Here is a 20,443-nt window from a genome sequence, read left to right on the forward strand (position 1 = left end):
GTTAAAACGCAGATTATCAAAGGCCTGCTCTATTCACAGAGCAGGCCTTTGACTCTCTTACGCTATGCCTCCTGTACGCTTAATGACGCGGTGGCCAGGGCGGCCAGCATCGTCTTGACTCCCTGCTCCGCATCAGGACCCAGATGTACCCGCAGCGTGCGACGGTCGAATGATTGCAGGGCTTCCAGGTCGCCCTGGGCCTGGGCATTCATAAAGGTGCCGAACGTGTAGGAGCGGCCGGGCAGCGGCAAATCCTGGGGATGATCGGCAGTGAACTGCACAAACAGGCCCGTGTTTGGGCCGCCCTTGTGGTACTGCCCCGTGGAGTGTAGAAAGCGCGGCCCGTAGCCCGAAGTAGTAGCTAGGTGAAGCTGCTCCTGCACCTGATTGCGCAGCTTTTGCAAACTCTCATTCAGCACCGGCGACTCCGTCAGGTACGCCTGAATATTCAGGAAGTCGCCGGGCCGGGCCTGGGCGAAGAAGTTTTGTAAAACGTCGGCGGCGTCATTGCCGCTCACGGCGGAATAATAAGCCACGCCGTTCTCGGTTACTTTCGGCTCCTCTTTCCGCGGAATCTGGCCTTCCTGCTCCACCACCTTCATCAGGCGGTCGGTGGCCGTTTTGGCGGCCTGCACGTTGGGCTGATCGAAGGGGTTGATGCCAAATACGGCGCTGGCTACGGCCGTGGCAACTTCCCAACGGTAGAATTCGGCCCCCAGATCCAGGGCGTCGTTCATCAGGATTGTAATGACGGGGTGGCCAGCTTTCTGCAAGGCTTGCAGCTTGCTTTGGTTGGCTTCGTCGGCTTCGCTTTGGTAGCCCACGTACACAAACACACGGTCGTGGCCGTAGAGGCCGGGCTCGCGCAGGGGCTCGCCCGCCACGGGCAGAATGCCTTTGCCTTCTTTACCGGTGCTTTCGGCCAGCAGCTGCTCCAGCCACAAACCCAGATCGCTCAGCGACTCGGGCACGATGAGCGTGAGCTTGTCGCGGCCCTGCTCGGCCAGTACACCCAGCGCCACGCCCAGCTCCAGACCCGGATTTTGCCCCCCAGCGCTGCCATAGGCCCCGCAGGCCCGCATCATCCCGATGGCCCGCGCCAGCAGCTCACCGATGCTTATTCCGTACAGCGCGGCCGGCACCAGCCCGAAGTAGGTCAGCGCCGAAAAACGCCCCCCAACCTCCGGGAAGTTGAGGAAAATGCGCCGGTAGCCCTGCTCCGTGGCCGAAGTCACGAATTTGGAGCCGGGGTCGGTAATGGCCACGAAATTTTCGCCGGCCTTCTCCCCTTTCAGCTGCTTTACGCGGTCGTAGAAATAGTCGCCAAAAGCCAGTGGCTCAGCCGTCGTGCCCGATTTGCTGGCCACGATAAACAACGTCTCGGCCAGCGGAATCGACTCTTCAATCTGCCGCACTGTGCTAGGATCAGTGGTGTCGAGTACCGATATCGGCAGGCCATTTTCGCCCTGCGGAAATGACTCTTTGAATACGATGGGCGCCATCGTGCTGCCGCCCATGCCCATTACCACGACGTGTCTGAAGCCGGCGGCCTTTACCTCGTGCACAAACTGCTCGATTTCGGGCACGGCCCGCACCATGGTTTCGGCCACGCGCAGCCAGCCCATAAAGCTGCGAATGCTCTGCTGGGCTTCCGCATCCTGGGTCCAGAGCGTAGCCTCTTTCTGCCAGAAGCCTTCGGTAAAATTCTTACTGTTAAACTCCTCAATTTTAGCATCAACAGCGGCCTGAGCCTCGCCCAGCTGCATGGTTGCCCGCGTCGCCGTGATGGCCAGGGCCTGCTGCCGCTTCTTTTCCAGCGACTCCATCAGCTTACCGAAAGGCTCGTTGAATTTCTTCGCGCCGTCTATCTCTAAGTGGTTGGTCAACTCCTCCAGATTGAGGCCCAATTCGGGCAGGCGGCGCAACACTTCCTGAGCTTTGTCGAGGCCTTCTTCCAAATGGTCAGCGGGCTGGCCTTTTTCGCGGAAAATATCCAGTGTTTCCACGGGCACCGTGTTCACCGTACGCGGGCCAATGAGGTTGGTGATGTACTTGAGGTCGTCGTACTTGGGGTTTTTGTTGCCGGTGCTGGCCCAAAGCAAGCGCTGGGTATTCGCGCCTTTGGCTTCCAACGCGGCCCAACGCGGCCCAACGAAGATTTCTTTGTACAGCTGATACGCCTGCTTGGCGCTGGCCAGGGCTACTTCACCCACCATACGCTGCGCCAGCTCGCCTTTCTCGCCGCCTTCAGCCGCCAGCTTTTCCAGCATCGGGTCAATCAGCACGTCGATGCGGCTGAGGAAAAAGCTGGCCACGGAGGCAATCTTATCAATCGGCTGCCCGGCTTTTACCCGGTCTTCCAGGCCAGCTATAAAGGCTTCGGCTACAAGCTTGTAGCGCTCCAGACCAAAAATCAGCGTCACGTTTATGTTGATGCCTTCGGCGATGAGGCGGCGAATAGCGGGCAGGCCCTCCAGCGTCGCGGGCACCTTGATCATCACATTGGGGCGGTCGACGGCTTTCCAGAAGCGCAACCCTTCCTCAATGGTGCCTTCCGTATCGTTGACCAGCGCCGGCGATACCTCCAGGCTCACGTAGCCGTCGCCGGAGTTGTCGTGGCTTTCATACACGGGCTTAAACAGGTCGCAGGCGTGCTGCACGTCGGCAATAACCAGCTCGGTATAGATTTGATCCACCGATTTATTCTGCAAGGCCAGGCTGCGAATAGCTGCGTCGTAGTCGTCGCTGCCGCCGATGGCTTTCTCGAAAATGGCCGGATTGGACGTGACGCCGCGTAGCGCCTCGTCGGTGATACGCCGCTGCAACTCCCCGTTAATCAGGATTTTGCGCCGGATAAAGTCCAGCCAGATACTTTGGTCGAACTCGCGAATGGCTACTAATGGATTCATGCGAAAGTTGGTTTTAGAACGTAGGTGTTAGTGCTTTGAAGCGGCTGAAGATAAATGCCCCCCGGCAGACTTTTGGTTTACGTGCGAAGCCGTAGAAACGAAGTAGTAAAAATGGCAGCTTTATTTAGTGGTGCTTAGCTGAATTGACACTCTTGCTCTCGGTATACGGCTTAGCTGCCCTCTGCGTGCCTCTGCGCTTTCCTCCGCGAAACTCTGCGGGAACTTACACCAGCACTCTTATAGTACCCTGAAGTGCCAGTTTAATTTTTAACAATCGTTTGTGTAAATAAGAGAAAGCAATGCTTTTCCTGTTATAAGAAGCGACCTGTACGCAGGTGTAACCTTCTACTACTTCTGTCCGGGCAATGGCCACCCATCTTTATCCCAGGCCAGCTTTTCCATCCGCAGCTTCGACCGGCCCTTTTCGGCCGCATCGTAGCCGTGAAAAACCAGATAGTCCTGCTTATCAAAGGTATAAACGGAGTTATGGCCGACCCCGAACTAGTCCTTATTGCCTTCCATTACCAGTGTACCTCCACCCTGCTCCAGTCCTACCCCGGCCTTATCCACGTACGGCCTAATCAACTCCTTAGCCCGACCAACCACCATTTTATAGGTGCTCTGCGGACCACGGCAGCAGTAGTCAAAGGAAGTAAACAAGTAATAATAAGCGCCTTTTTTGAAAATAAAGGGCTCTTCAATGGCCGCGTCGCCCGGCATCGAGTCGGCCAACTGAGCGTTGCGGGGGCGGCTGGCGATGGTGCGCCACTGCTCGGGTTGGGCCACGCCGATGCAGGAAGTGTTTTTACCGAAGGCCGAAATCGAGTAATACAGGTAGTAATGGCCATTCTGAGAAGAAATGTCGGGGGCCCAGGTGTGATTATTCTTAAATCCCGGCACGGCCTTCACGGCCCACTCCGGCGCTTGGCTGAACACGGGTTTCTCCCGCTTCCACTGCTTCGTATTCTTCGATGACCACTTGGCAATGCCCGGCCCGGTGCAGAACATATAATACGTATCGCCCTGCTGAATCATGACCGGGTCGTGGGCCGGAACCAACTCCTTGTTTTCCTGCATTTGGGCCTGCGCTCACGGCGTTGCTATTAGCAGCAGGCAGAGGTAGAGAAGTTTTTTCATAGCAGCAACTGGATTACATAAACGATTGTGTAATTTATGCTAATTAAGTAAAATTGTGCATATCCGTTGTTAGCTGTTAGCTTACATCGGCAAGCACGGATCAAACAGTAGGCAGCAACCTACCCGTCGCGTCACAGCAAAGCATTTATGAATTCACGCAACAAAAAGACGGCGGAAGTATCCGACGGCCCGGTATCGATGGCCGATCTGGCCAAGGAGCTCGGTGTTTCGATGACTACTGTTTCCCGCGCCCTCAGCGACCATTACAGCATCGGGCCGGCCACCAAACAAAAGGTGTTGAAGCTGGCTAAAAAGCTTAATTATCAGCCCAACCAGATGGCGGCGGCTTTGCGCAAGGGCAAGAGCAAGCTGATTGGCGTCATTGTTCCTTACATCGAAGGCCGCTTTTTTCCGTCGGTGGTGCATGGCATTGAAACGGCGGCCCGCAAGGCAGGCTTTAGCGTTATTATTTGCCAGTCGAATGAGGATGTAGCGCACGAGCGCAAGAACATTGAAACCCTGCTCAACGCGCAGGTAGCCGGTATTCTGGTGTCGCTGTCGCGCAATACCCGCGACTTCAAGCACTTCGAGAAAGTGCAGAAGCGAGGGGTTCCACTGGTGTTTTTCGACCGCATTCTGGAGGGCGACAACGTAAATGCCGTGGTGCTCAACGACCGGGAAGGCGCCTATCAAACCACCAGACACTTACTCGAGCAGGGCTGCCGACGCGTGGCGCACTTTGCCGGCTTGCAGCACCTGAACATTTACAAAAACCGCCGCCAAGGCTACCTCGACGCCTTACGCAGCTTCGATTTGCCGCTAGACGAGGAGCTGATCATTTATTCTGACATGACGTTGGAGCAGGGCGTAGCAGGCATGAAGCAGCTGCTGGCGCTGCCAAACCCACCCGATGGCGTCTTTGCCGCCGGCGACTCCTCCATTCTGGGCGCGCTTCAACTGCTTAAAAGTCGCGGCATTCGGGTGCCCCAGGATATTGCCCTGGCAGGCTTCAGCAACGAGGGCTTTACGGCCATCACCGAACCAATGCTGACTTCTGTAGATCAGCGCTGCGAGGAAATGGGCCAGGCTACGGTCCGGCTGTTTATGGAGCTGGTGGAGGCGAAAGGCACGCCGTTTTACCAGCGCCAGGTGGTGCTGCAACCGCAGCTGTTTATTCGGGAGTCGTCGTTGCATTCGGGGAAACGGTAAATTTGCCCCCCAGGCCTGTTCAACGATTGGCCTCACCCCCCGGCCCCCTCTCCCTTAGGCTTCGCGCCTCAAGCGAATCGGGGGCCGGGAGGTGAGGCCAATCGTTGCGTAATGATCACCTAAGCAGAGCAAACGTGAGAGACTATCTGCTTTTTGTGGATACCGAAACCTCCGGCATCCCGCAGGACTGGAACAAGCCGTATTCGAGCCGCGACAACTGGCCCCACATCGCCCAGCTGGCGTGGGTAGTGTACACGCGCGACGGGCAGGAAGTGAAGGCCGAAAACCACTATGTTCTGGCCAGCGACTACGATATGAGTCCGGCTTCGACGACCATTCATGGCCTGACGCCAGAGTTTCTGCGCGAAAATGGCAGACCCCGGCATGAGGTAATGCGGCGGCTGTACGACGATTTGCTGCAATACAAGCCCTTGGTAGTCGCGCATTTTATGCAGCTCGATTATCACATGATGGGCGTGGGCTTTTACCGGGCTGGGCTGGACAATCCGGTAAGCGAACTGCCCACTTTCTGCACTCTGATTACCTCCTCCCGCTTTATGCAGCATTCGCGACAGCCGCCGCGCGGCCTGCGGCTGGGTGAGCTGCACGAGCGGCTCTTTGATGAGCCGTTAGCGCGTGAGCATGATGCCCTGACCGATGCGTACGCCACGGCCCGCTGCTTTTTCGCCCTTTGGCAGCGTGGCGACATCAACGAACAGATCATCAGGGCCCAACGCCCCCTCAGTGAGCCCGGAAAGTCCGTTTCGCGACGCTGGCGGCCTTCCCTACCTCACTTTATCGTACTGTTGGCCCTGGCTGCCCTGGTGGCTTTGCTATTTTTTTTCTGATATGAACGACCGCCTGGAGTTTCTCAAAAAGGCAACGCCTTTCAATCGCTTGCCCGATAATGTGCTGGAGGAAGTAGCTGAGCTGCTGCAGGAAGTGACGCACCCCAGGGAAGCCGTTATTTATCTACAGGATGTGTCGAAGCTGCGCGGCCTGGACCTGCTCGTGGAGGGCGAATACGAAACGTTTTTCTACGATAGCCAGCAGAATAAGCGCCTGATCGAAATTTGCCCCCCAGGTACCTGCTACGGCGGCGTATCGGTGCTCCTGAACAAAAAAAGGTCGTTGCGGACCGTTATTGCCCGCAAAGGCACGCGGGTGTATTTCCTGCACCGCCGCGACTTCAGGGCCTTATGCCAGGCGTACGACGACTTTTTTCAATACTTTACGCACCGGTACGGGCAGCAGATGCTCAATCCCGAGTACGCCCATTTTCTGCGGCCCGATCATAAGGCCGGGGGGCAAAATTATATCCTCTCCGATCAGCTTTATTCGCGCCGCCTGGAAACCGTGGAGCTGCGCGACATCGTAGCCTGCCCCGGCAGCACGCCCATTCATGAAGTGGCCCGCCGCATGGCCGCCGCGCGCACCAGCTGCTACTTCATCACCAACGACGGGCCCGAGGCTTCCATCGTGGGCTACGTGACCGACATTACCCTGCGCGACAAGGTGGTAGCCGGCCTGCTCGATGCGAATCAGCCGGTAGCCAGTATCATCGACGCGCCCGTGGTTGATATTGACAGCCAGGCGTTTGTATATGAAGCGGTGCTTCGGATGTTCAGGACCAAAACCCGGTATCTGCTGGTAAAAAAGGCCGGCGAATACAGTGGCTTTATCAGCCGCAACAAGCTGCTCAGCGACCAGGCGCAGTCGCCGTTCGTGTTTATTCAGGCCGTAAAGCAGACGCTCTCGGTGCGGGAGCTGAAGCGGCGCTGGGGGCAGGTGCCGGAGATGGTGTATCAGCTGCTGGACCGCGGCGTGAAGCCGGAAATCGTCAATCAGATTATCTCCAACGTGTCCGATACCATCGCGCTCAAGGTCATTGAGGGCGTGATTCAGGAACAGGGGCCACCGCCCGCCAAATTCGCGTTTATGGTGCTGGGCAGCGAGGGCCGCAAAGAGCAAACCCTGCTTACCGACCAGGATAACGCCATCATTTATGAAGACAAAGCCAACGAGCAGCGCGAGGCGGTGCGGGAGTATTTCCTGGAGTTTGCCCGCATCGTATCGGAGCGCCTGAATAGTATCGGCTTTTCCTTTTGCGAAGGCGGCCTGATGGCCATGAATCCGAAGTGGACCCACTCGCTCTCCCACTGGAAACGCAACTACTCGGCCTGGATGAATGAGTCGAATCAGGAAACGGTGATGAAGTTCTCCGCTTTCTTCGACTGCCGCTACCTCTACGGCGAGGAGAGTTTGGTAACGGAGCTACAGGAGCATCTGCGCACCGAATTGCAGGGGCCGCTTGGTCGGTTTTTGCACCTCATGGCCAGCAACGCCCTGCAATACGAGCCGCCGCTCACATTTTTCCGCAACATTCGCACGTTCACGCAAGGCTCCCAGCAGGTTTTCGACCTGAAGAAAACCATGACGCCCATCGTGGACCTGGTACGGGTGTACGCCCTGCGCCAGCAGGTTTTCACCACCAATACCGGCGAGCGAATGGCCTTGCTCAATGAGCAAAACGTGTTTACCGATAAAGAATATCAGGAGCTGCTGCACGCCTACTATTACCTGATGGGCATCCGCCTTAAAAAGCAAGCCCAGCAGATTATCAACGACCGCACGCCGCCCACCAACTACCTCGACCCGCGCACGCTCACGCAAGTGGAGCAGGTTACGCTGAAGGAAACCTTCAAAGTGATATCCGATTTTCAGGTGAAGATTCGGGTAAGCTTTACGAAGACGCTTTAACGTACACCTCTCCCGGCCGTTCAACGCGGGCCTCACCCCCCGGCCCCGGTTCGCTTCAAGCGCGAAGTCCCAAAAAGAGGGGGAGCCAGCTGCTCGGCCTACGCGGCTGCGTTGGCTGCCGCCTCCGCAACCGCTACCGTGTTATCTAAAAAGAAAAAGCCCCCCAGCAACAAGTTGGGGGGCTCTTTTAGTGTTAAGTTTAGTAGATGAAGCTGGTAGCCGTTCTGGAGGCGCCAGCCGACAGGGCGATGTAAGCCGAGCGCCTGGCGCCCCTCTTTTTGGGACTTCGCGCTTGAAGCGAACCGGGGCCGGGGGGTGAGGCCAACGGGAGAGGCAAATCGGGGGGGTGAGGCCTCACCAGAACGACTAACAAAGCTACGGCCGACGATTAACCGCGTTCAAATCTTCAAACGCTTGCTTCAAGCGCGCCGCAAATGTCTCTTCACCTTTACGCAGCCACACGCGCGGGTCGTAGTACTTCTTGTTGGGCGAATCCGCGCCATCGGGGTTGCCGATCTGGCCTTGCAGGTAGTCTTCGTTCTTCTTGTAGTAGTCCTTAATGCCTTCCCACAGTGCCCACTGCAAATCCGTGTCGATGTTCATCTTGATGGCACCGTAGCTGATGGCCTCGCGAATTTCCTCCTGGCTGGAGCCTGAGCCGCCGTGGAACACAAAGTCGATGGGCAGGGCCTCGGTGATGTTATGCTTCTGGCGCAGAAACTCCTGCGAATTGTGCAGAATTTTGGGTTGCAGCTTCACGTTGCCGGGTTTGTAGACGCCGTGCACGTTGCCGAATGCTGCCGCGATGGTAAAGCGCGGGCTGATGGCGCTCAGTTGTTCGTAGGCGTAGGCCACTTCCTCGGGTTGGGTATACAGCTTGGAGCTATCGACGTCGGAGTTGTCGACGCCGTCTTCCTCGCCGCCGGTTACGCCCAGTTCGATTTCCAGGGTCATCCCGATCTTGCTCATGCGCTCCAGGTAGCGCTTGCAAATTTCGATGTTCTCTTCAATCGGCTCTTCCGATAAGTCGAGCATGTGGGAGCTGTAGAGCGGCTGGCCATATTGGGCGAAATGCTTCTCGCCAGCTTCCAGCAAGCCATCAATCCAGGTGAGCAGCTTTTTGGCGGCGTGGTCGGTGTGCAGCACAACGGGCACATCGTACAGCTCAGCCATGAGGTGTACGTGCTGGGCGCCCGAAATGCCCCCCGCGATGCTGGCGCGCTGGTCGCCATTAGCTATGGACTTGCCGGCAAAGAACTGCGCGCCACCGTTCGAGAACTGAATCATAACCGGCGAATTCACCGCTTTGGCCGTTTCCAGCACGGCATTCACCGTGTTGGTACCCGTTACGTTTACGGCCGGCATCGCGTAGGCATTGGCCTTGGCATGACGGAAAAGTGCCTGGATTTCGTCGCCGTGCAGTACGCCGGCCCGCAGTGCGGTGAGTTGGTCAGTCATCATAAGTAGTGGTGTAAGATCAAAAGATATCGGGTGTGAAGTAGGTGCGGCAATTTCCAATATTTTACCGACGAACCAAACCTGAAGGCAAAGGTGAGTTGGTGAGTGGTGAAATAGTGAGTTTAACGTTCTGTGTGCGACACTAACGCAGTATGCTCCTCAAAAACGTCAAACTCACCATTTCACTGGTTCACTACTCACCACTTACTCGTGTCAGGCGCAGATAATCCAGCATGGCCTGATTCACCGCGCCGTTCATATTTTCATTTGCCGGCTCAAACGCCAACGTGAGCGTCTGGGGGCCATTTTCGAGGCGTACCAGCACCGAGTTGGAGAAGCCCCAGTTCGACCACTCTGCTACTCCGCGCTGGGGCATTACGATGGTTCCCAGCTGTTGCTGACCGTTGCGCAGGGTGCGAATAGCGCATTTGTTCTCCGTATTGATAGGTCCGTTGCCGTTGGAGTAGCGGAAGTCAACAGCATACAAACCCGCTTCCGGCACCGTCACAGGAATAGCCAGCACCTTATTTTTCGTTTTGCTGATTTCCACGAAACCCTGACCCGCAAAGCCTTTGTACGGTAAAGTCGCCTTCGGAGCGACAGACTCCAGCTGATAGAGCTGGCTGAACCTCTCGCCATTCACGACCAGCGGCTCGCTGGCAAATGATTCGAGGCCCGCTGCATCCACGGCTACCACCTGATACTCAGCGTACGCGGTGGCATCAGCCGGCGATTCTAGCGCCGTGGTAGTGGCTATGGCCTGGCCATTTTTCAGCACACGGTAGCTCCTTACCCCTTCCTGCTTGGTCCAGGTGAGGCGGTTGCTGGCAAAAGTAACTTCGGGCGTTGCGGGTGAGAATCGGTTCGCTACCTGATTCACCGGGGCCGTCTGGGGGGCTTTTCCGGCTAATAGAATGCGCACCTTATGGCGGCCGGTAAGCGTAGCCGGGATGGTGGCATTAGCCAGTGGCTTGTCATCTAAGGTGATGGTCGTTATTTCATTGCCGTAGCCTTCCATCTCCAAGTCCAGCACCGCCCCCCGATACTTGAAGTTTGAAAGCTTACGTGGGCCGGCAAATGCCTTCGGCACAAACGGCCGGAATACGAGCTTATCCGCCTGAAAATCCATTCCAAACAGCACCTTGTACACCAGGCTAAGGCTACCTGAAAGGCTCCAGAGCATGTTGCTGGAGTTGATTTGGGTGCCGGCAAAGTCGCCGTTCTCGGCCACGAAGTTTTCCTTGTTGGTCAGGAATAAGGCGGCAGGTCGGTAAATGGCGGAAATGCTTTCCGTCAGGGAGGCATCGTTGCCGACTTTGGCCGCCGCCAGGGCCCAATAGCTTTGCACGAAGGGCCACACCGCGTTATTATGATAAGGCGGAATGCCCGGTATCTGCGGGTAGATGCAGCTGATGCCGTAGGCCGTGGTGGGCGTTTTTTGCACCACTTGCTGCGCCCGCTCGCCCTCGGCCACGCCATACAGTACGCTTAGCGCCTCGCCCAGCGCCTCCGCCCGCGGCGACAGTATTTTGTAAGTACGGCCATACAGAAACTGCCCATAATAACCCTTGTCAGCCTGCCACAGATGCTTGTTTATGCCTTGCTTGATTTGCTGGGCCAGCTGCTGGTGCTTGCTGGCCACGGCCGGCTCGCCGAGTATCTCGGCCATCTGGCTTAGCACTACGTTGGCGTGGTAATGCACGACATTCGTGCCCAGCGCCTCCGACTCATAAATATCCACGGGCTGCATCCACTTGGGGTAGGTTTGCTCGCGCCAATCCAGAAACGACGACTCGCCGCGCACCATGCCAGTCTGGGGGTTGTAAGCGTTCTGCACATCATCCTCAATCGACTTTTTGATAATAGGATACACCGTGCGCAGCCACTGCTCATCGCCGGCCACTTTATAGATTTCCCAGGCGGCGGTGGCCCAAATCATCCGATCAGTGGAGCACGGATACGCGCCGCCCGTGCCCGTATCCTGAATAATACGGCCATCCTTGGATACTTTGCGCAGCAGGCTTTTCATCGCCACATCAGGCTGCAACATGGCCATCGACAGGATGATGCTGTAACTGATATCGCGGGTCCAGACGCCGGCCCACTCCTTACCGGTGCGGAAGGTGCTGTCCGGCTCCACGGCCCGCCGCGCTTCCTCCAGCGCCAGATTATACAGCGCGTCGGCAATCGGATACGCGGAAGTGTATCGCGGCAAGTCATCGGTGTTAATTGACTTCTCCCACTTCCCGGCGGTGGTTTTGGCGGCCTGGGGGGCATTTAGAGTCAGCGTAACTTCGTAGATGCCATTGCCATCGGGGTCTTTCAGCTCCAGCTCGGGCTTATTCACCAGGTTGTCAAAATCCCAGCTAAGCGGGGCCGTATTGCCGGCCACGAATACCTGCTTGAAGTCTTCCTTATAAATTTTTTCGCCTTTGAATGTGGTGTAGTAGCCTTGCTTCTTAAATGCCGCCAGCACCGGCCGCATGTCCAGCCGAATCTTCATGGGTGTATTGGGGGGCAAATATTTATTGGCCGGCACCGCCCCAGGATCCACGTAGCGCTGCCCAAACACGATAACCGGCAATTCAGCGGCACTCGCCCCCGCCCGCGGCACGGCAATAAACCGGTGGTCCTGGCCCGGCGCCAGCTCGTTATCCTTGCCGTTTATACTAAACTTAAAGTTGATTTCCGGGCTCTGAAACGCGTTGGCCGGGCTCTGGTAGTTCGACGTAAGCGACGTGGGCGACAGCACCCGCGCTACGTGCTTGCCCTGTACCACACTATCGCGATACACGGCGTACGCCTCCGACTTCCATACCGCCCCGGAACTGTCACCCGTATCAGTCGATTGCTGCATCTGACAAGCACTTAAGAGAGAACAAGCGAGCGCAAAGCCCGCTGGATAGGATAGTTGCTTCATACTGGAAATTTGGAAACAAGTCTTCCTGAATTGGTTCAGCCAACGGCTTACTCAACCGCAGGGCTCCTCAGGCAAGGTGACGAAAGATAGAGCAGAATCGGCATCCACACAGGCATTTACTGGCGCAATAGCCTCGCTTAGCACGGTTAGTTTCTACACAAGATAAGAATGCTGCAAAATGGCCGGCCTAAACCGTAGGAGAATGGGTATACTTTACTTACTTAGCAGTAGGCTTTTCCCTCTTGCATTTCCGCTCCGCTATGCAGCTTCTACTCTATTGGCGTCGTTGCTCACTCCTGCTGACTTGCCTGCTGGGCCTGAGCGTAGGCGCCACTGCTCAGAAAAAGCCATTGCCGGGTTACGTCATCACCACAGGTGGCGACACGCTGCTGGGGGCCATCTATCCCACCGACCCGCTGACGCAGCAGTACAAGGTGGAATTTGTTCCACTGCAAGGCACCCAAAGACACTCGCTGGACGGCTATCAGCTTACCTCCTACACCTATTTTAAGGATCTGGATACGGTGCGCTTCATTTCACTGCCCTTTCAGAAACGTGGCAGTACGATAAGCCGTGGGTTTTTGCAGCAGGTAGCGGCCGGGGAAGCCCAGCTGTACTACTACAATTCGTCGATTACGTTGCAATGGCAGCTGCCCTATACTCCTGTTCCTAGTATTACTAATCTTACTACTCCTAGCCGCGGTATCCCTACTTATTTCAACCCTGGCTACTATACGTATACCATGTATAGCACCGCCCCACCCCACGCAAAGTATCCTACGTTTAGTCCGCTGAAACGGCGCGGATTTGGCCGAAACCCCGCACGCACCCTCGTTATTTATCGGGAAAACGAGAACCACGTGGCCCAGGTTAGCACCTGGAAATTTCCGCAGGATGCCGTCACTTATTTCAGCGACTGTCCGGAGTTGGTTGCCGATTTAAAAGCCGGCCGCTACCGGTACCGCGACATTCCGCAAATTGTGCGGCGCTACAACACTTGGCATCTTACGCAAAAACCAACGCCCTAGGTAAGCCGGAAAGCCAATTTGTACCTGTTCCCTTCTGCGTATGGAAGCTGATGTTATTGTCATTGGGGCCGGACTGGCGGGGCTGGTAGCGGCCGCAGAGCTTGCCGATGCCGGTAAGCGCGTACTGCTGCTCGATCAGGAGCCCGAGCAGAGCCTGGGCGGGCAGGCATTCTGGTCGCTGGGGGGCATTTTTCTGGTCGATTCACCCGAGCAGCGCCGTCTCGGCATTCATGATTCGCACGCCCTGGCCCTGGAAGACTGGCTCGGCACCGCCGCCTTCGACCGCCCCGAGGACAAGTGGCCCCGGCGTTGGGCTGAGGCCTACGTAGACTTTGCGGCCGGCGAAAAGCGCTCCTGGCTCCATCAGCAGGGCCTGCGTTTTTTTCCGGTGGTAGGCTGGGCCGAACGGGGCGGATATGGCGCCATCGGGCACGGCAATTCGGTGCCGCGCTTCCACGTTACGTGGGGCACCGGGCCGGGCGTGGTAGCGCCGTTTGCGCGCCGCGTGCGCGAAGGGGTAAAACGAGGCTTCATCACTTTCAAATTTCGCCATCGGGTAGAAGAGTTAGTTCTAACCAATGGCGTCGTGAATGGCGTGCTGGGCGAAATCCTGGAGCCCAGCGACGTGCTGCGCGGGCAGAAAAGCTCCCGCCTGGCCGTCGGCGACTTCGCGTTTTATGCGCAGGCCGTTATCGTAACCTCGGGCGGTATTGGGGCCAATCATGCGCTGGTGCGGCAGAACTGGCCCACGCGCCTCGGCGAGCCGCCTAAAAGCATGCTGTCGGGCGTGCCGGCCCACGTCGATGGGCTCATGCTGGGCGTTAGCGCCGCGGCTGGGGGGCATTTAATTAATCAGGACCGCATGTGGCACTACCCGGAAGGCATTCAGAACTGGAACTCCATCTGGCCCAATCACGGCATCCGCGTTCTGCTGGGTCCTTCGTCGCTGTGGCTCGATGCCCACGGCAACCGCCTGCCGGTGCCCCTGTTCCCCGGCTTCGACTCGCTGGGCACGCTGCGGCACCTGCGCCAAACGGGCCACGACTACAGCTGGTTTGTACTTACGCAGAGCATTCTGCGCAAAGAATTTGCCCTTTCCGGCTCGGAGCAGAACCCTGATCTGACTAATAAAGACTGGCGCCAAACTCTTGGGCGCGCCTTTGGCAAAGCCGCGCCTGCGCCCGTCGAAGCCTTCAAAGAACACGGTGCCGACTTTGTGGTACGCGACAACCTCGCCGACCTGGTGCGGGGCATGAACGCCCTGACAGAGCAGCCACTCATCGACTTTACATTACTGGAGCGCGAAATCCGGGCCCGCGACCGGCAGTTGGACAATCCATTCAGCAAAGACAGCCAGATTACGGCTATTCGGGGGGCACGCAAGTACCTGGGGGACAAACTTATCCGCACGGCCAAACCCCATCGTCTGCTTGATCCGGCGGCTGGGCCGCTCATAGCGGTGCGCCTGCACATCATCACCCGCAAAACGCTGGGCGGCCTGGAAACGGACCTTTCCGGCCGGGTGCTCAACACGGAGGGCAACCCCGTGCGCGGCCTGTACGCGGCGGGTGAAGTAGCGGGCTTCGGCGGCGGCGGTATGCATGGCTACCGGGCCCTGGAGGGCACTTTTCTGGGCGGCTGCCTTTTTTCGGGCCGCGTAGCCGGCCGGGCCGCCGCGCAAGCGGTTATTTAGCCGTGACAGGAATGATAGTCCCTGCTGATTAACTTACACAGCATCATGAGCGCGCTAGCAACGCGTAGTTGCGGATGTTATAAGGGTAACCGACGCTGTTTAGCCTGTTATCCTTATCCTGACGACGAAAGGACCCTCTCACTGCGGGGCGGCCAGCGTATCTAGGTCATGTTTTTCAGCAAGCAGATCCTCTCGTTGTCGGGATGACAAATGAACGATAAAGGCATAAGCAGGCGTTTCTACCGCTGCACGGGCTTTTTGCAGCCCTGGGTTAACTGGTTCTTACAGTTGAGTAGCGTACCTTAGCAGGTGGGCGAGCAGAAAAACAGAGGCGGCGAGGCAATACTAAGATCATTACAACACCTCACTAACTAAGGCAAAGCAAACGCGTAAGCAGGCCAATACCCGGGTATGATTCTGGTACGAAGACTCCCGACACTTGCCCCCAGACACTCTTTTCAAATTAACTTCTCAGTACAGATTTATGCACGGTCATATTTTCATGCTGCTAAAACGCTACGTTCAAACGCAGTACGACCATAGCACCTGGCTTAAGCTTATGAACAATGCTGGCCTGGAAAAGCTGGAATTTGATCATAAAACAGTATACCCCGACAAACACATTTACGATCTTGTGGGTCAGGCTGCTGAGATGACAGGCCTCTCGGCTGGTGAGCTGCAAGAGAAGTTTGGCGAGTACCTCGTGCCCGATCTGATGTTTATGTATCAGAAGCACATACAGCCCGAGTGGAAAACGCTCGACATGATTGAGAATACGGAGATGACAATGCACAAGCAGGTGCGCAGTGAGCACACCGAGAATAGTCCGCCTGTACTCAAAGTGCAGCGCCTGGGTGAAAACGAGCTGGTCATCGATTATGTATCGTCGCGGCGCATGAGCGGCTTGGCGGTGGGCATCGTGCGCGGTTTGGCCACGTATTTCGACGAGGCCGACCGGATTGACGTGCTGCCCACCACCAGCGAGGACGGCGAGCAGGTAAGCATTCATGTGCGGCGGCGGTAGCGACGCGTATTCGCGTTTTACTATTGGGTAATTCGCCGCGTATGTTTCCTGAGCAAGCTCAACGCTAGTGAAAGTAGCTGGGGAGATAAATATCTTTTTTGCCTGCATGCACGTTCTAGGGTCCTTGATGTACCGACTGTACTATTCCGCAACGGCTTGCACTCAGGTTATTTCTGATCCTAAAACCAGCTTCATGTCTATAAAAATCACCGCCCGCAGCTTTCTTTTTGCTCTTTCATTTAGTCTGTTAGGTTGTAGCTCCGGCAGCTCCAATGCTGATCCGGAACCTACGCCTGCACCAGCCCCCGCTCCTACTCCAGCGGCTCCCATCACCTACAAAATCACCTACGCCGGCAACAGTCTGCTTTCCGGCTACCTGGGCTTCGTCATCGACAATAAGATCATGGCGGAGGTCAAGGCCCAGGGTGGCACCAGTTTAGGGGCGGGCACCATGGAAAACTTCTCGGTAGCTAACTACGTCACCCCGCAGGTACTGGATCAGATGCCGAAAATCAATGCTGCCTTCGACCCCACCAAGGACGTGAACGTGCTGGTGCTGTGGGAAGGCACCAACCATATTTACTACGGTGCCACGGCCAAGCAAGCCGAGGAGTCACTGCTGGAAGTATCCCGCCGGGCGCGGGCCGCGCATCCTCAGTGGAAAATCGTGGTGGGCACCTTGTTGCCTCGTTCAGAAGATGACTACCCCGCCACCCAGGAGCGCGACCGTCTGGCCGTGAATGTTGCCCTACGGGCCACCAAAGCTAGTGGCAACACCCTGTTTCATGAGCTGGCCGACGTAGCGCTGGATAACCGCGTAGGCCCAGGTGGCACCGAGAAAGACAAAACCTACTACGCCGACCTGGTGCACCTAAACGACGCCGGGCAACAAGTAGTAGCCCCCATTTTCGCTAAGTCAATTGTAGCCGCCATCAAGCAGAAGTAGAGGCGCGCCGGCCGTCCAACGCGGGCCTCCCTCCCCAGCCCCCTCCAACGATGGGCCTCCCCCCCGGCCCCCTCTCCCAAAAAGAGGGGGAGCCTGACGCCCGGCCTACGCAGCCCCTTCGGCTCTCGCCTCAGGCACTGCTACCATATTAGCCGTAGAACTATCTTCTTCTACATAGAGAAGCCCACGACACTCAGTCGTGGGCTTTTTGCTGTTAATCGAGATGCGGTAGCGGTTGAGGAGGCGGCAGCCGACGCAGCCGCGTAGGCCGAGCGGCTGGCTCCCCCTCTTTTTGGGAGAGGGGGCCAGGGGGTGAGGCCCATCGTTGGAGAGGGCCGAGGGAATCGTTGAACCAAAGCCAAGGAATCAAGCCCACATCACCCAAACCCCCTTATCTTCCCGCCCCCATTCCTGCTACCAAATTATCCCTGCGTGACCTATCCCGAATTTGAAGCCCGCTGGCGCCCGGCGGGTGGCGCGGAGCGGGCCAACTACGGCCTTTTCCTCCAGGACCTTTGCGAATTATTAGAAGTTCCGAAGCCCGACCCTACCACCGACGACCCCGCCCAGGATGCCTACGTACTGGAACGGGCCGTGCAGTTCAACGACGGCGCCAAGAAAAGCACCGGCCGCATCGACCTGTATAAGCGCGGCTGCTTCGTGCTCGAAACCAAGCAGGGCACCGACACCCCCGACCAGCAGCAGCGCCTCGACCGCGCCGAGCTGGGCCTGCCCGCCGCCACCCGCCGCAAGGGCCACGCCGTGCGCGGCTCCGCCAAGTGGGCCGAAATGATGCAGGCCGCCCGCCAGCAGGCTCTCGGCTACGTGCGCGCTTTGCCCCCCGACGAGCCCCGCCCCCTGTTTGTGCTGGTGGCCGACGTGGGCTACTGCCTCGATGTGTACTCCAACTTTGCCGGCGTCGGCGACTCGTTTGTGCCGTTTCCCGATCAGTCGCGCTTTCGGCTGCCGCTCTTGGCCCTGGCCGATGCGGGCACCCGCGCCATGCTGCGCCAGCTCTTCACCGAGCCCCGCGAGCTGGACCCCAGCCGTCGCGCCGCCCGCGTCACGCGGGAGCTGGCCGGCTACCTGGCCGGCGTATCGGCCCAGCTGGAGCGGGCCGGGCACGCGCCCGACGTGGTGGCGCAGTTTCTGATGCGCTGCCTGTTTACCATGTTCTCTGAGGATGTGGGGCTCATTCCCAAAACCTCCTTCACGGGCATGCTGCGCACCTACTCCACCCCCGAGATGCGCGAGTTTCTGCCCGATGCGCTGGCTGGCCTGTGGCGCACCATGGACCTGGGGGGCTTTTCGCCCGACCTCAAGGCCCGCCTGCGCCGCTTTAATGGCAAGCTCTTTCACGATGCCACCGCCCTGCCCCTCACCGAAGGCCAGATGGCCCTGCTGCTCAAAGCCGCCGAAGCCGACTGGACCGAGGTGGAGCCCGCCATCTTCGGTACCCTGCTTGAACGCGCCCTCGACCCCAAGGAGCGCCACAGCCTGGGCGCCCACTACACCCCGCGCCGCTACGTGGAGCGCCTGGTGCTGCCCACGGTGCTGGAGCCGCTGCGCCGCGAGTGGGCGGCAGCCCAGGCCGCCGGTGCCCGCCGCCTCGCCGAAAATCAGCCCAAAGAAGCCCGCGCCGAGCTGGTCCGCTTCCTCCAGCGCCTCACTTCCATCCGCATTCTGGACCCGGCCTGCGGCTCCGGCAACTTCCTCTACGTGACCCTGGAGCACCTCAAGCGCCTGGAGGGCGAAGTGTTGGCCGCCATCAACAGCTACGGGCACACGGGCCTGCTCGACCTCGGGGGCGGCACCACCGTGAGTCCGCGCCAATTGCTGGGCCTGGAGCTAAACCCGCGCGCCGCCGCCATTGCCGACGTGGTGCTGCGCATCGGCTACCTGCAATGGCACCTGCGCACCCACGGCGTCACGCAATTGGCCGAGCCCCTGCTTGATGAGTACCAGAACATCCGCCAGCAGGATGCCGCCCTCCGCCACGACCCGCCCGTGCCCCGCCTCGATGCCCACGGCCTGCCCGTCACGCGCTGGGATGGCACCACCCGCCTCCACCCCGCCACCGGCCAGCCCATCCCCGACGAAACCGCCCGCACGCCGGTTCTCGATTATCCCAACCCCCAGCCCGCCGCGTGGCCGGAAGCCGATTTTATCGTGGGCAATCCGCCGTTTGTGGGGAATAAGCGAATGCGGGACTTGCTTGGTGATGGCTATGCAGATGCTTTGCGGAAAGCCTATGCGAAGCGCGTTCCTGAATCAGCCGACTTGGTAATGTATTGGTGGGACAATGCTGCGGAAGCTTTGAGAAGCGGCAAGACAGAACGGTTTGGTTTCATAACTACCAATTCACTCACTCAGATTTTCAATCGCCGAGTGATGGAAAGACATATGGAAGCTGATGAAAATCCAGTGTCTCTCACATTTGCTATTCCTAATCACCCGTGGGTTGACGCCAGTGAAGGCGCTGCTGTGCGAGTAGCAATGACTGTGGCTCAATTGGGCAAAGTTCCCGGCACGTTAGCACTTGTGGTAAGTGAAGAAACCGTTGATGGCGAAGAAGCACATGATGTAAAACTCGTTGAAACAGTCGGCGAGATTAATTCTGATCTATCAACGGGGGCCGACATTACGAGCACAAAAGCCCTGAAATCTAATGCGGGAATTAGCAGCCGTGGAGTTATTCCGCATGGTCAAGGATTTATCATTACTACCCAAGAAGCTGAAGCACTCGGCCGTGGTATTGTTCCAACTTTAGATACACGGATAAAGCCGTATCGAAATGGCAAAGATATTACTAGTCGTCCCCGAGGCGTATTTGTAATTGACTTGTTCGGTTTGACAGATACAGATGTGCTTTCCCAATATCCAGCGGTATACCAACATCTGATTCAAACTGTAAAACCAGAACGCGACGAAAATAAAGACCCCGCTCGCCGCCGTAATTGGTGGCTTTTTGCTCGCTCAAACGAGCAATTAAGAGGGGCTATTTCTGGATTGAGCCGTTATATAGCTACTGTTCAAACAGCTAAGCACCGCCTGTTTGTGTTCTTAGAAGGAGATATTCTTCCAGATGATAAACTCATAGCTATTGGCTTAGATGATGCTTATTGCTTGGGTGTGCTTTCCAGCCGATTGCATGTTGTCTATGCTTTAGCAGCAGGTGGAAGAATGGGCGTTGGCAATGACCCTGTGTATGATAAATCCCGCTGCTTCGACCCATTCCCCTTCCCAGCCGCCACGCCGGAGCAGCAAGCCCACATCCGGGAGCTGGCCGAACAGCTCGACGCCCACCGCAAGCGCCAGCAGGCCCTGCACCCCGGCCTCACCCTCACCGACCTCTACAA

At 57.6% G+C, this 20,443-nt stretch carries 12 protein-coding genes; 8 read left to right on the top strand and 4 right to left on the bottom strand.

Annotated elements, in window-relative coordinates:
* Positions 1 to 62: 62 nt before the first annotated feature.
* Both B9A24_RS20670 and B9A24_RS20675 read right to left on the bottom strand, forming a co-directional pair.
* Positions 63 to 2,909, bottom strand: a complete 2,847-nt coding sequence (locus tag B9A24_RS20670; RefSeq protein ID WP_084447916.1) for a bifunctional transaldolase/phosoglucose isomerase — start codon at positions 2,907 to 2,909, stop codon at positions 63 to 65.
* Between the two features lie 501 nt (positions 2,910 to 3,410).
* Entirely contained in the window at positions 3,411 to 3,986 is a 576-nt protein-coding gene (locus B9A24_RS20675; RefSeq protein WP_234997578.1) for a family 43 glycosylhydrolase, read from the bottom strand.
* 207 nt (positions 3,987 to 4,193) lie between these two features.
* Here B9A24_RS20675 and B9A24_RS20680 point away from each other — a divergent pair, with 207 nt between their 5' ends.
* The 3 genes from B9A24_RS20680 (at position 4,194) to B9A24_RS20690 (ending at position 8,015) form a co-directional block, all read left to right on the top strand.
* Complete coding sequence (locus B9A24_RS20680; protein ID WP_084447917.1) at positions 4,194 to 5,255, top strand: LacI family DNA-binding transcriptional regulator; 1,062 nt, start codon at positions 4,194 to 4,196, stop codon at positions 5,253 to 5,255.
* Between the two features lie 155 nt (positions 5,256 to 5,410).
* Positions 5,411 to 6,103 carry a 3'-5' exonuclease gene (locus B9A24_RS20685; RefSeq protein ID WP_159452123.1) on the top strand — a complete coding sequence of 231 codons (693 nt, stop codon included), beginning with the start codon at positions 5,411 to 5,413 and terminating at the stop codon, positions 6,101 to 6,103.
* 1 nt (position 6,104) lies between these two features.
* Positions 6,105 to 8,015 (top strand): DUF294 nucleotidyltransferase-like domain-containing protein, encoded by a 1,911-nt coding sequence (locus tag B9A24_RS20690; protein ID WP_084447919.1) that lies wholly within the window; start codon positions 6,105 to 6,107, stop codon positions 8,013 to 8,015.
* Positions 8,016 to 8,390: 375 nt separating this feature from the next.
* On the opposite strand, the gene fbaA is transcribed toward B9A24_RS20690, so the two are convergent.
* Together fbaA and B9A24_RS20700 are read right to left on the bottom strand one after the other, a co-directional pair.
* Positions 8,391 to 9,473, bottom strand: coding sequence for a class II fructose-bisphosphate aldolase (gene fbaA / locus B9A24_RS20695; RefSeq protein ID WP_084447920.1), 1,083 nt, complete (start codon positions 9,471 to 9,473; stop codon positions 8,391 to 8,393).
* A gap of 193 nt (positions 9,474 to 9,666) precedes the next feature.
* Complete coding sequence (locus tag B9A24_RS20700; RefSeq protein WP_234997580.1) at positions 9,667 to 12,330, bottom strand: alpha-L-rhamnosidase-related protein; 2,664 nt, start codon at positions 12,328 to 12,330, stop codon at positions 9,667 to 9,669.
* A 323-nt stretch (positions 12,331 to 12,653) separates the two neighbouring features.
* On the opposite strand from B9A24_RS20700, the gene B9A24_RS20705 reads away from it, so the two are divergent.
* The 5 genes from B9A24_RS20705 to B9A24_RS20725 all read left to right on the top strand — a co-directional run.
* Entirely contained in the window at positions 12,654 to 13,421 is a 768-nt protein-coding gene (locus tag B9A24_RS20705) for a hypothetical protein (protein ID WP_084447922.1), read from the top strand.
* Between the two features lie 40 nt (positions 13,422 to 13,461).
* Positions 13,462 to 15,114 (top strand): FAD-binding dehydrogenase, encoded by a 1,653-nt coding sequence (locus B9A24_RS20710; RefSeq protein ID WP_084447923.1) that lies wholly within the window; start codon positions 13,462 to 13,464, stop codon positions 15,112 to 15,114.
* Between the two features lie 484 nt (positions 15,115 to 15,598).
* Positions 15,599 to 16,138, top strand: a complete 540-nt coding sequence (locus tag B9A24_RS20715; protein ID WP_084447924.1) for a heme NO-binding domain-containing protein — start codon at positions 15,599 to 15,601, stop codon at positions 16,136 to 16,138.
* A gap of 193 nt (positions 16,139 to 16,331) precedes the next feature.
* The gene (locus tag B9A24_RS20720) at positions 16,332 to 17,084 is read left to right on the top strand and encodes an SGNH/GDSL hydrolase family protein (protein ID WP_159452124.1); all 753 of its coding nucleotides are present in this window, start codon (positions 16,332 to 16,334) and stop codon (positions 17,082 to 17,084) included.
* A 432-nt stretch (positions 17,085 to 17,516) separates the two neighbouring features.
* The coding region (locus B9A24_RS20725) for a class I SAM-dependent DNA methyltransferase (protein ID WP_084447926.1) at positions 17,517 to 20,443 on the top strand (2,927 nt) is incomplete at its 3' end.

The organism is Hymenobacter roseosalivarius DSM 11622, assembly GCF_900176135.1.
Classification (GTDB): domain Bacteria; phylum Bacteroidota; class Bacteroidia; order Cytophagales; family Hymenobacteraceae; genus Hymenobacter; species Hymenobacter roseosalivarius.